We start from the raw sequence: 12,126 nt of genomic DNA on the forward strand, positions 1-12,126 counted from the left end.
CCCGCGCTGCCACCCCAACCGTTACTTGAAGGAGTCCGACATGATGCAATCCGCCCTTCCCGGTCAACCGGCCACGCCGGCCCGCGCAGCCGCTGCACTGCGCGACGCGTTCATCAAGCTCAAGACCGAGCGCCAGTTGCGCAACCGCGACGTCGCGCAGGCGCTCGGCATCAGCGAAGGCGAGGCGCTCGCCGCGTTCGTCGGCGAGCACGTGGTGCGGCTCGACGCGCGCTTTCCGGCGATGTTCGAGGAAATGCCGCGCCTCGGCCGCGTGATGGCGCTCACGCGCAACGACACGGCCGTCCACGAAAAGGATGGCGAATACGCGCAGATGAGCCACGATGGCCCCGTCGGGCTCGCGCTCGGCGATATCGACCTGCGCATCTTCTATCGTCACTGGGTATCGGCGTTCGCGGTGCGCGACGAGACCGCGCACGGCCCGCTGAAGAGCCTGCAGTTCTTCGACGCGCAGGGTCATGCGATTCACAAGGTCTACCTGCGCGCGCACAGCGACCACGCCGCGTACGACGCGTTCGTCGAGCGCTGGCGTGCGCCGTCGCAGGAGCCGGGCCTCGAGGTCGCGCCCGCCGCGCCGAAAACGCCCGAGCGCGCCGACTCCGAGATCGACGTCGCGGGTTTCCGCGCCGCGTGGGACGCGATGACCGACACGCATCAGTTCTTCGGCATCACGCAACGCTTCGGCGTGAGCCGCATGCAGGCGCTGCGGCTCGCCGATCCGCAATACGCGTATCCGGTCGAAACCGCGCATGCGCTGCGTCACGTGCTTCAGCAGGCGGCGGAAAGCGGCCAGCCGATCATGGTGTTCGTCGGCAATGCCGGGATGATCCAGATCCATACGGGCCCCGTCGCGAACGTACGCGAGGTCGGCGCCTGGATCAACGTGCTCGATCCGGGCTTCAACCTGCATGTGCGCGAGGACCTGATCGCCGCCGCGTGGGTCGTGAAGAAGCCGACGAGCGACGGCATCGTCACGTCGCTCGAGCTGTTCGATCGGCAAGGCGACCACGTCGCGCTGCTGTTCGGCGAACGCAAGCCCGGCAAGGTGGAACGCGACGACTGGCGTGCGCTCGTCGCGACGCTGCCGGCCGCGGCACGCGGAGGCGCGCGGTGAGCGCGCGACCGTTCGATCCGCGCCGCCGCGCGGTGCTGGCGAGCGCGGCGGCCGGCGCGCTCGCGGGCGCGCTGCCCGGCAGCGTGCTCGCCCAGGGTGCGCAGGCCGCGCCGAAACGCGTGGTCGTGATCGGCGGTGCGCTCGCGGAAACCGCGTTCGCGCTCGGCGGCGCGGAAACGCCGCGCTACCGGCTCGTCGGCGCCGACACGACCTGCACGTACCCCGACGCCGCGAAGCGGCTGCCGAAGGTCGGCTACCAGCGCGCGCTGTCGGCCGAGGGGCTGCTGTCGCTGCGGCCCGATCTCGTGCTCGCGTCGGCGGAAGCCGGCCCGCCCACCGCGATCGCGCAAGTCAAGCACGCCGGCGTTGCCGTCACGACGTTCGATGAACGCCACGACGTCGAATCGGTGCGCGCGAAGATCACCGGCGGCGCGCAGGCGCTCGACGTGCGCGACGCGGGCACCGCGCTGCTGCAACGTTTCGACCGCGACTGGCAGGCCGCGCGCGAGGCGGTCGCCGTCCGTGCGCCCGGCGGCGCGCAGCCGCCGCGCGTGCTGTTCGTGCTGAACCATACCGGCAACCAGGCGCTCGTCGCCGGCCAGCGCACGGCCGCCGACGCGATGATCCGCTACGCGGGCGCGCGCAACGCGATGCAGGGCTTCGATCACTACAAGCCGCTGACGACCGAAGCGCTGGCCGCCGCTGCGCCCGACATCGTGCTGATCTCAGACGAAGGGCTCGCGGCCGTCGGCGGCCGCGCCGCGCTGCTCGCGACACCCGGCTTCGGCGCGACGCCGGCCGGCCGCGCGCAGCGTGTGGTGGCGCTCGACGCGCTGTTCCTGCTCGGCTTCGGCCCGCGCCTGCCGCTCGCCGTCACGACCCTGCACCGACGCCTGTCGGATGCGCTCGCCTGATTCCGGACTGCCCCGATGCCCGCTCACGCTTCGCCTTTCCCCGCATCGTCGCCAGCGTCAAGCGCCGGTGCCGCGCGCATCGGCACGTCACGCCGTTTCGCGCCGTTCGCGCTGGCCGCGCTCGCCTGCCTCGTGTGCGCGATGTCCGTCGTCGCGCTGTGCGTCGGTGCCTATCGCATTCCGCTCGCGGAAGCCTGGGCCGCGCTGACCGGCGATGCGGCCGCGCAGCAGGCGCGCGCGGTGCTGTTCGACATCCGCGCGCCACGCGTCGCGCTCGCATTGCTGGTCGGCGGCGGCTTCGGCGCAACCGGCGCCGCGATGCAGGCGCTGTTCCGCAACCCGCTCGCCGACCCGGGGCTCGTCGGCGTGTCGAGCGGCGCCGCGCTCGGCGCGACGACGATGATCGTGATCGGCCCCGCACTCTTTGCCGCGCACGTGAGCGCGGCCGCGCTGCCCATCGCCGCGTTTGCAGGCGCGCTCGCGGTCGCCGCGCTCGTCTACCGGCTTGCCGCGTCGCGCGGCCGGCTCGCGCTGCCGCTGCTGCTGCTCGCCGGCATCGCGATCAACGCGCTGGTCGGCGCGGCGATCGGGCTCCTCACGTTCGTCGCCGACGACGCGCAATTGCGCTCGCTGACCTTCTGGAGCCTCGGCAGCCTCGGCGGCGCGCAATGGTCGGCGCTGGCGGCCGTCGCGCCGTGCGTTGCGATCGGCGGTGTAATGCTCGCGCGTGAACGCGACGCGCTGAACGCGTTGCAGCTCGGCGAAACCGAGGCGCTGCACCTCGGCGTGCCCGTGCAGCGGCTGAAGCGGCGCGTGCTCGTCGCGGTCGCGCTCGCGGTCGGCGCGCTGGTATCGTGCGCGGGCATCATCGGCTTCATCGGGCTCGTCGCGCCGCATTGCGTGCGGCTCGCGTGCGGCCCCGACCAGCGCGTCGTGCTGCCGGGCGCCGCGCTGCTCGGCGCGCTGCTGACGCTCGCCGCCGATCTCGCCGCGCGCACCGTTGCCGCGCCCGCCGAAATTCCGCTCGGCGTGCTGACCGCGCTGCTCGGCGCACCGTTCTTTCTCGCGCTGCTGTGGAAGAGCCGCGGCGCGCTCGGCGGCTAACCCTTCTTTCACGACGATCATGCTGACCGCCCATCACCTCGACGTCGCCCGTCGACACAACGCGATCCTGCGCGACCTGTCGCTGTCGATCGAACCTGGCCGCGTGACCGCGCTGCTCGGCCGCAACGGCGCGGGCAAGAGCACGCTGCTGAAGACCTTCGCCGGCGAACTCACCGGCGGCGCCGCGCCGAACGGCGTGCGCGTGACCGGCGACATCACGCTGAACGGCGAACCGCTCGCACGCATCGACGCACCGCGGCTCGCGTGCCTGCGCGCGGTGCTGCCGCAGGCCGCGCAGCCGGCGTTCCCGTTCAGCGTCGACGAAATCGTGCTGCTCGGCCGCTATCCGCATGCGCGGCGCAGCGGCGCGACGTCGCATCGCGATCGCGACATCGCGTGGTGGGCGCTCGAACGCGCGGGCGCCGAGGCGCTCGTCGGCCGCGACGTCACGACGCTGTCGGGCGGCGAACTCGCGCGCGTGCAGTTCGCCCGCGTGCTCGCGCAGCTGTGGCCGGACGACGATGCGATGGAAAGCGGCCCGCGCTACCTGCTGCTCGACGAGCCGACCGCCGCACTCGATCTGTCGCATCAGCACCGCCTGCTCGAAACCGTACGCGCCGTGGCACGCGAATGGCAGCTAGGCGTGCTCGCGATCGTGCACGATCCGAACCTCGCCGCGCGGCATGCGGATACGATCGCGATGCTCGCCGACGGCACGATCGTCGCGCACGGCACGCCGCGCGACGTGATGACGCCGGCGCATATCGCGCGGTGCTACGGATTCGCGGTGAAGATGGTGGAAACCGGGGATGGTGCGCCGCCGGTGATGGTGCCGGCGTAGCGCGTGTGGCGTGCGCATTGCGCCGCGCGATGTCATCGCATGATCGATAGCAACGACTTTTACGACGCGTCATTCGCGCTTCGCGCATTCCCTTCAAGGAGACCCACGTGCCACTTCCGATGACCCGCATCATCCTGTATGTCCAGGACGTCGCAACACTGAAGACGTTCTACCAACGGTATTTCGATTTACCCGTCATCGAGGAAATCGAACACGAGTGGGTCGTGCTCGGCGCAGGCGCCATCGAGCTTGCGCTGCATCTCGCCGGCCCGGCGTTCCGCCACGCGGTGGCGGCTCACACGGAAGCGCGCGCGGAAACCAGCCACGTGAAGTTCGTGTTCTCGATCGGCCAGGACATCGCCGCACATCGCAATCGACTGGCCGGCAGCGGCGTGACGGTGCGCGATCTCAAGCGCTACGACGGGTTCGCGTACACGATGTACGACGGCATCGATCCGGAAGGCAATGTCTTCCAGGTGATGCAGGCCGACTGACGTTCCGTTCGGCCGAGGCGTTCACTCAAACGCCCCGGCCGGCATCGCCGTCGCCCAGCGCCGCGCGAACGGCGCGCCGCCCCGCTCAATGCTCGAGATCCGCCGCGCCGAACGTCCGCATCTTCCAGCCGAGCCGCACGGCGAGCATCCGCATCGAGAAGCCGGCCGCCAGCGCGACGACCGTCGCGAAGCCCGCATCGACGCCGAGATGCTGCATCCCGACATAGAGCCCGCCCGTGACGAATGCGACGCTCGCATACAGTTCCTCGCGCAGGATCAGCGGCATCTCGTTGCACAGCAGGTCGCGCAGCATCCCGCCGCAGACGCCCGTGATCGCGCCGGCCAGCACGACGATGATCGGCGCGGTGCCGGTCGACGCGCCGACGTCGCAGCCGATGATCGTGAACGCCGCGAGGCCGATCGCATCGACGGTGACGAACAGCGTCTTCATTCGCGTGACATGCCGTGCGGCCCATGACGCGACGGTTGCCGCGACCAGCGTGATCACCAGGTACTCGGGATGCGCGATCCAGCCGAGCGGATAGTGGCCGAGCAGCACGTCGCGCACGGTGCCGCCGCCGAGCGCCGTCACCGCGCCGACGAGTGCGAGCCCGAAGCGGTCCATCCCGCGGCGCATGCCCATCAGCGCCCCCGACATCGCTTCCGCGACGATTGCAATCAGATAAAGCGTATGCATGGTGCGCGTCAGTCATCCGTGCGGAACAGATCGAGCACGCGCTCGCGCTCGGCCGCATCGACCGCGGCAGGTGTCGATTCGATGGGCTTGCCGTTGTCGCCCCGCACGTCGGACGCACCAGCCACCGCCGCCGCTGCCGCCCCGCCGCATGCGAAGCGGCTGCGGATGTAGGACGGCACGTCGGCCGTGCACGTACCGCGCGTGTATTCGGCGTAGACGAAGTCGCCGTCGACGAGCGCGACGTCCTGCGGCGGCGTTGCCTCGACCGGCGTACGCCCGTCGACGGCCATCTTCATGTAGTCGAGCCAGACCGGCAGCGCGAGCGACGCGCCGGTCGCACGCCCCATCGGGCGCGGCGTGTCGTAGCCGAGCCATGCGACCGCGACGACCCCCGACGAATACCCGGCGAACCACACATCCTTCGACCCGTTCGACGTGCCCGTCTTGCCGGCCGCGTCGTCGCGGCGCAGCGCGAGCGCGCCGCGCGCGGTGCCGGACTTCACGACATCGCGCAGCATGCTGTCCATCACGAACGCATTGCGCGCCGATACCACGCGCTCACCCGACGGCGCCGTCGCCTCGTACATCGCACCGCCGTGACGCTGCTTCACCGACAGGATCAGGCGCGGCTCCATCCGCGTGCCGCCGTTCGCGAACACGCTGTACGCGCTCGCCAGTTCGAGCGGCGTCACGGCGCCCGCGCCGAGCGCGAGCGGCAGCGACGCCGGATTGCGCTGCGCGTCGAAGCCGAAGTGCACCGCGTGCTGCTGCACGTAGCGCGCGTCGGTGGCCTGCATCAGGCTGACCGCCACCAGGTTCTTCGAGCGCATGAGCCCGCGCCGCACCGGAATGAAGCCCTCGTAGTTGTTGGCGAAATTGCGCGGGCGCCATGGCCGTGCGCCGGTTTCCTCATGCGTGAGCGTGCGCTGCGTATCGTCGACGAGCACGCCCGGGAAGTAGCCCTTTTCCAGCGCCGCCGAATAGACGAACGGCTTGAAGCTCGACCCCGGCTGGCGATACGCCTGCAGCGCATGGTCGAACACGTTGCGGTTGAAGTCCGCGCCGCCGACGAGCGCGAGCATGTCGCCCGTTGCCGCGTCGAGCGACACCAGTGCGCCCTCGAGCCCGTTGCGCGCATCGCGTTTCGCGCGCGGCTGGCGGCTCAGCGTGCGTGCGAGCGACGATTCGGCCGCTCGCTGGTCACTCATCGAGATCGTCGTCGTCACGTCGAGGCCGAGCGTATAGGCATCGTCATGAAAGCGCTCGACCATCATCCGGCGCGCGCGCTCGGCGACGTACGGCGCCGCGATGATCCCCGGCGGCGGCGTGGTGGCCAGCGCGATCGGTGCGGCGACGGCCGCGTGATACGTCGCGTCGTCGAGCTGGCCGAGCGCATGCATGCGGCCGAGCACGTAGTTGCGGCGCGCGGTCGCACGTACCGGATTGACGACCGGGTTGAACGCGGACGGCGCCTTCGGCAGCCCCGCGAGCACGGCCGCCTCGCCCGCGCTCAGCGCGTCGAGCGGCTTGCCGAAATACACGTTCGCGGCCGCCGCGAAACCATAGGCCCGCTCGCCCAGGTAGATCTCGTTCATGTACAGCTCGAGCAGCTTGTCCTTGCTGTATTCGCGTTCGAGCTTGGTCGCCATCAGGATCTCGGCGAGCTTGCGGCTCAGCACCTTGTCGCGCGTCAGGTAGAAGTTGCGCGCGACCTGCATCGTGATCGTGCTGCCGCCCTGCCCCGGCTGCCCCGTCACGACGTTCGCGAACGTCGCGCGCGCGAGGCCGTTGAAATCGACCGCGCCGTGCTGGTAGAACTTCGCGTCCTCGGCCGCGAGCAGCGCCTGCCGCATCAGCGGCGGGATGCGTTCGAGCGGCACGAACTCGCGCCGCTCGACTCCGTATTCGGCCAGCAGGTCGCCGTCGCGCGAGAAGATCCGCAGCGGCAGCGCGGGACGATAGACGGCGAGGTGCTCGACGGACGGCAACTGCGTCCAGATGCGCTGGATCGTCCATGCGCCGATGCCCGCGCAGGCGACCGTCAGGCCGAGCAGGGCGCCCGCAAGCGTGCGCCACACGCGGCGGCGGCGTGGCGGTGGCGCCGATGGCGGCGGCGGGGATGCGGTGTGGTCGGTCATGTCGGGCTCCTTCTTCGATGCTGCGACGGGCTGCGTTCAAGAGACGCCGACCGTCACGAAAGGCGCGCATTGTCGAAGGGATGGCGCGAAACCGGAACATTCTTTAGCCAAAGTTTGGCTGGCTAAATTTTATTTAGGAAAGTGGGGCGGGGTCGTTCACGTCGTATCTGCGACCGCGTGACGCATCGTTGGATGAACCGTGCTGCGCGCGATCCGGTTCGGCGGTAGCATCGTGTGATGTTCGATCGATACCTTGGCCTGTGGGGCCTCGTTCCCGACGGCGGCCCGATCCTGACCGCAAGCGGCGGCCTGTTGCCGGTCGTCTGGCAATCGCGGCCGGCGATGTTGAAAGTCGCTACCTGCGACGAAGAGCGTCGCGGTAATGCGTTGATGACCTGGTGGAACGGGCAAGGCGCCGCACAGGTGTGGCTGCACGACGGCGATGCGGTCCTGCTCGAACGGGCGCAGCCGGAACCGACGCTGGCGGGTTTTTCGGCATCGGGGCATGACGACGATGCGATGCGCATCGCGTGCGATGTCGTCGCCAGGCTGCATGCGTATCGTGCTTCGGAGCCGCCTTCGGTCGTGGCGCTGCATGACTGGTTTCAGGCGCTGCTGTCTGACGCTTCAGCCAGTGTCGTGCTTCGTTGCTCGGGAACGGTCGCGCGCCAGCTGCTCGCCGGGCCGCCCGCCGATGACGTCGTCCTGCACGGCGACATCCATCACGGCAACATCCTCCATTTCGGCGATCGCGGCTGGCGCGCGATCGACCCGAAAGGGCTGCGCGGCGATCGCACGTTCGACTATGCGAACCTGTTCTGCAATCCGTCGCACGACGTTGCGGTCGATCCGGTGCGGTTCGAGCGGCGCGTTACGCTCGTGGCCGATGCGGCGAAGCTCGACAGGCGCCGGCTGCTGCAGTGGATTCTCGCGTGGTCGGGTTTGTCGGCGGTGTGGCAGATCGAGGACGGGCTGTCGCCCGATACACGGCTGCAGGTCGCGACGCTCGCGGCGGCTGCGCTCGGTCTATAGCAATACGCATCGCCCGTGAAAACAGGTTCGTCGCGAATTTCCGGGGAGCGTGGGAAAAACCGACGGCTCCGGGCCAAAAGGGGACGTTCGACAAGGGTGCGAGAATCGTCGACAATCAACCCCGCTTATATAACCATTCCAACAAAGGCAAAACAATGATGACTTCCAGCGACGGCCTGACCAGTCCGGCACGTCTCCTGCGGCTCGCGTCGTGGGTAATTGCGATCATCTTCGCTGTCTTTCTGAACATGCTCGGCAGTCTCGTGATTCGCGACATGGCCTTCGCTCCGAGTGGCGGGCCGCCCGTCGTCGAGCAATTCGCGGATGCGCCATTGAAGGCGCGGCTGGATGCAGCCCGGCGCGATCTGCAGGCACGGCACGACACGCTTGCCGAAAAGGCCGACGCAATGGAGGTGGCACGCGGACGTGCCGCGAAGGAGTACGCGGCCGAGAAGGAAAGTTTCCGCAACTGGCTGGCAACCCGCTCGGTGACGGGAGACGGCGCGAGGGATCCGGACATTCTGGCGAGAACTCGCAAGCTGGATTCGCTCCAGGCCGTGGTCGTCAACTGGCAGCATCAGATCGATGCGATCGGCGACCAGCAACGGACCCTGGCGTCGCAGCAGACTCAAGTCGACACGCAAATCGCCGACGCGGACGCGGCAGCCCAACAGCGCTTCGAAAAAGCGGACCGGCATTACGAGTTGCAGGTGTTCGGACTGCGGCTTGCGCTCACGCTGCCGATTCTGCTGATCGCGATCTGGTTGTTCGTGCGCTATCGCAAGATGCGCTACTGGCCTTTCGTGTATGGCTTCGGCCTGTTTTCACTGAGCGCGTTTTTCATCGAACTGGTTCCGTACTTGCCGAATTTCGGCGGCTATGTCCGGGTCCTGGTCGGCATTGCGCTCACGGTGTTCGCCGGCCTTTACATGATGAAGGCCTTTCAGCGCTATGCCGAACGTAAGCGGCTCGAATTGCAGCAGGATCAGGGAGAACGTGCGCGCACGATCGGATACGAAAAGGCCGTTCGCTCACTCGAAAAAAAGCGCTGCCCGTCATGCGACAAACAATGGAATCTCGGCGGCGACGACTCCACGTTCTGCGTGCATTGCGGATTGCGGCTCTTCAACGTATGCGGATGCGGTGGCCGGAATTTCTTCTTCTTTCCGCATTGCCATCAGTGTGGCACTACGCAGGGCAGTGAGTCGCCAGCGGCATCCGACTGACGGTCTGTGTTCGCAACACGCACTGGCTGGATTCCGTCGATGCCGGATTGAATCCGCAGGCGATACCTGCCGTTGGAACCGCGCCCACCCGACCGTCGGAAACGGGGCGTCAAACGGCCCCCTGGAAACCCACGAAGATCCCGAAAAAAAACCCGCCGGCATTCACCGGCGGGCTTTCACATCCAACTGCCTGAACGACGCTTACCGCGCCGGATTCAGCAACAGGTTCATGTGACGGTTCACATCCTTGTACAGCAGATAACGGAACCGCCCAGGCCCACCCGAATAGCACGCCTGCGGGCAGAAAGCACGCAACCACATGAAGTCACCGGCCTCGACCTCGACCCAATCCTGGTTCAGTCGATAAACAGCCTTCCCTTCGAGCACATACAACCCGTGCTCCATCACGTGCGTTTCAGCGAACGGAATCACGCCGCCCGGCTCGAACGTCACGATGTTCACGTGCATGTCGTGGCGCATGTCGCTCATGTCGACGAAGCGCGTCGTCACCCATGCACCGTTGGTGCCCGGCATCGGGATCGGCTCGACGTCCTGCTCGTTGGTCACGAAGGCTTCCGGCAGCGGAATGCCGTCGACGGCCTGATAGTGCTTGCGCACCCAGTGGAAACGCACCGCTGCATCGCTGACGTTGTGCAGCGTCCAGTCCGCGCCCGGCGGAATGAACGCATAGCCGCCCGGCTTCAGCACGTGCTTCGTGCCTTGCAGCGTCAGCTCGGCTTCGCCTTCGACGACGAACAGCACGGCTTCGGCGTTCTTGTCCTGCTCGGGCTTGTCGCTACCGCCGCCCGGGTTCACTTCGACGATGTACTGCGAGAAGGTTTCCGCGAAACCCGACAGCGGGCGGGCGATCACCCACAGGCGCGTGTTCGTCCAGAACGGCAGCCAGCTCGTGACGATGTCGCGCATCACACCCTTCGGGATCACCGCGTACGCCTCGGTGAACATCGCGCGATCGGTCAGCAGATCGGTCTGCGGCGGGTGGCCACCGTGCGGCGCGTAATACGTTGTCTTAGACATAGTGCATCCAGGCAATGGGTTGGTCCGGCCCCGGGTGCCAACGGCATCGGGCGGCACGTACGCGCGTGGGGCACGCATGCGGCGGCGGGACATCGTTGCCGGGGTGGCTTGAAGGCGCATGCGCCTTCGTTCGGTCGGCCAGGCTTCGCGACGGGTTCGTCCGGTTCTTCGGACGGCGTCGGCCCGTGCTTGTGGGGCCGGCGACCGGGCCGTGGCGCTCGCGATCATGCGGCGAGGCGCGGCCAGCGGCACGGTGCAATGCCGTACGCGAGCATCGCCGACGATAGCGAAGTCGTTCGCAATCGACCAATTAAATGTTGCGATGGATTGCATTCGATTTCCCACTACCAGCCGGCAGCCGTGATACGCGGTGAGGAAGTGCGAAGCGACGGTCTGGCTATCAGGGAAATCCTGACGGGCGGGGCAGCGCGCACGTTCGCCGGGACGCCGGAGGGGCAAGTGAAAAGCCGCTGCAGTTGCATACGCGGTTCGCGATACATCATCCGGTTACGCAGACTGGATCGCGCCAACGTGCGCACGGCAGCAAGTCGCACCGCGCCAGTGTTGAGCCGTCGTCACGCCGAAGAACGGGCCAACAGAAATCGAACGGAACGCGAACGATATCGGCACGCCCCGGACGCATTCAGTCAAGACAGGCGATGTAGTCGGAAAACGGGGAAATAGAACGAGGAGAGAAACTTGCCGGCCCGTCGATCGGGCATCGGGTCGCGGCTGACGAAGCCGGAAGGAATTCGCCGGTCTGGCCGGCGATGACGGCCCGGCAGGCCGCCGGGCCGAATCTCGCGTCGGGTGCCGACGCCGTCGGCGCGCCGGTGCGCGGTTCACGCACCGGGCTGCGCCAGCGACGATCAGTCCCAGTCGCGGTGATGGTGATGCTTGCGGTGACGGTAGCCGCGATCGCCGCGACCACCGTAATCGCGCTCGTACGAGCTGCGCGACATGTTGCCGCCGAGCGCCGCGCCGGCGCCGCCGCCGACCGCCGCACCCAGCAGGCCGCCCGTGCGGCCGCCCATCGCGTTGCCTGCCGCGGTACCTGCGCCGCCGCCGAGGGCGCCGCCGATGATCGCGCCGGTGCGCTCGTGACGGTTCGACGTCACCGCGCCACCCGCGCCGCCGCCGATGGCGCCGCCGATCACCGAGCCCGTGCTGCCACCGAGCGCACCGCCGACCGCTGCGCCGGCTACCCCGCCGAGCGCGCCGCCAAGCGCGTTGTTCATGTCACCTGCCATGGCCGGCAGTGCAGTCGCGCCGGTCAAAGCGGCGACGACGAGAGCGGGGGCGATTTTCTTCCACATTCCCGTATTCTTCCTTGTTCGCAATCTGGTTATTGAAGGTCCGCTCGGTACGACGATCTGAATCGATCGACGTCGTGTCAGGCATTGTGCCGAACCGCGGACCAATTCATTTCATTGAGCTTGCGGCGAAGAATAGCACCGGTCCCACATCCTTGCCGTGGACATTCTGGTAACAAGTTGTTTACGAATAAGCG

The 12,126-nt window shown here is 68.0% G+C and carries 11 protein-coding genes; 7 read left to right on the forward strand and 4 right to left on the reverse strand.

Features of this window, described 5'->3' with window-relative positions; all coding sequences use genetic code 11:
• Nucleotides 1-40: 40 nt before the first annotated feature.
• The 5 genes from CFB41_RS30150 to CFB41_RS30170 all read left to right on the forward strand — a co-directional run bounded on the left by CFB41_RS30150 (nucleotide 41) and on the right by CFB41_RS30170 (nucleotide 4,485).
• Nucleotides 41-1,132, forward strand: a complete 1,092-nt coding sequence (locus tag CFB41_RS30150; RefSeq protein WP_089459121.1) for a hemin-degrading factor — start codon at nucleotides 41-43, stop codon at nucleotides 1,130-1,132.
• Nucleotides 1,129-2,046: a hemin ABC transporter substrate-binding protein gene (locus CFB41_RS30155; RefSeq protein ID WP_089459122.1), complete on the forward strand. Its 918-nt coding sequence runs from the start codon at nucleotides 1,129-1,131 to the stop codon at nucleotides 2,044-2,046. The genes CFB41_RS30150 and CFB41_RS30155 overlap by 4 nt, the downstream gene beginning before the upstream one ends.
• A 15-nt stretch (nucleotides 2,047-2,061) precedes the next feature.
• The gene (locus CFB41_RS30160) at nucleotides 2,062-3,150 is read left to right on the forward strand and encodes an iron ABC transporter permease (RefSeq protein WP_089459123.1); all 1,089 of its coding nucleotides are present in this window, start codon (nucleotides 2,062-2,064) and stop codon (nucleotides 3,148-3,150) included.
• Between the two features lie 19 nt (nucleotides 3,151-3,169).
• A complete protein-coding gene (locus CFB41_RS30165; protein ID WP_089459124.1) occupies nucleotides 3,170-3,991 on the forward strand; it encodes a heme ABC transporter ATP-binding protein in 822 nt (273 codons plus the stop codon).
• 107 nt (nucleotides 3,992-4,098) lie between these two features.
• Nucleotides 4,099-4,485 carry a VOC family protein gene (locus tag CFB41_RS30170; protein ID WP_089459125.1) on the forward strand — a complete coding sequence of 129 codons (387 nt, stop codon included), beginning with the start codon at nucleotides 4,099-4,101 and terminating at the stop codon, nucleotides 4,483-4,485.
• 85 nt (nucleotides 4,486-4,570) lie between these two features.
• On the opposite strand, the gene CFB41_RS30175 is transcribed toward CFB41_RS30170, so the two are convergent.
• Complete coding sequence (locus CFB41_RS30175) at nucleotides 4,571-5,182, reverse strand: trimeric intracellular cation channel family protein (RefSeq protein ID WP_089441489.1); 612 nt, start codon at nucleotides 5,180-5,182, stop codon at nucleotides 4,571-4,573.
• A gap of 8 nt (nucleotides 5,183-5,190) precedes the next feature.
• Nucleotides 5,191-7,320 (reverse strand): penicillin-binding protein 1A, encoded by a 2,130-nt coding sequence (locus CFB41_RS30180; RefSeq protein ID WP_089459126.1) that lies wholly within the window; start codon nucleotides 7,318-7,320, stop codon nucleotides 5,191-5,193.
• 237 nt (nucleotides 7,321-7,557) lie between these two features.
• Here CFB41_RS30180 and CFB41_RS30185 point away from each other — a divergent pair, with 237 nt between their 5' ends.
• Together CFB41_RS30185 and CFB41_RS30190 are read left to right on the forward strand one after the other, a co-directional pair.
• The gene (locus tag CFB41_RS30185; RefSeq protein ID WP_089459127.1) at nucleotides 7,558-8,352 is read left to right on the forward strand and encodes an aminoglycoside phosphotransferase family protein; all 795 of its coding nucleotides are present in this window, start codon (nucleotides 7,558-7,560) and stop codon (nucleotides 8,350-8,352) included.
• Nucleotides 8,353-8,510: 158 nt separating this feature from the next.
• Complete coding sequence (locus CFB41_RS30190; RefSeq protein ID WP_179250249.1) at nucleotides 8,511-9,578, forward strand: zinc ribbon domain-containing protein; 1,068 nt, start codon at nucleotides 8,511-8,513, stop codon at nucleotides 9,576-9,578.
• A gap of 201 nt (nucleotides 9,579-9,779) precedes the next feature.
• On the opposite strand, the gene CFB41_RS30195 is transcribed toward CFB41_RS30190, so the two are convergent.
• Nucleotides 9,780-10,616, reverse strand: a complete 837-nt coding sequence (locus CFB41_RS30195; RefSeq protein WP_039349877.1) for a bifunctional allantoicase/(S)-ureidoglycine aminohydrolase — start codon at nucleotides 10,614-10,616, stop codon at nucleotides 9,780-9,782.
• An 869-nt stretch (nucleotides 10,617-11,485) separates the two neighbouring features.
• Nucleotides 11,486-11,932 carry a hypothetical protein gene (locus CFB41_RS30200; RefSeq protein WP_039349867.1) on the reverse strand — a complete coding sequence of 149 codons (447 nt, stop codon included), beginning with the start codon at nucleotides 11,930-11,932 and terminating at the stop codon, nucleotides 11,486-11,488.
• Between the last annotated feature and the right edge of the window lie 194 nt (nucleotides 11,933-12,126).

It is taken from the genome of Burkholderia sp. AU33803 (assembly GCF_002223095.1).
Taxonomy (GTDB): domain Bacteria; phylum Pseudomonadota; class Gammaproteobacteria; order Burkholderiales; family Burkholderiaceae; genus Burkholderia.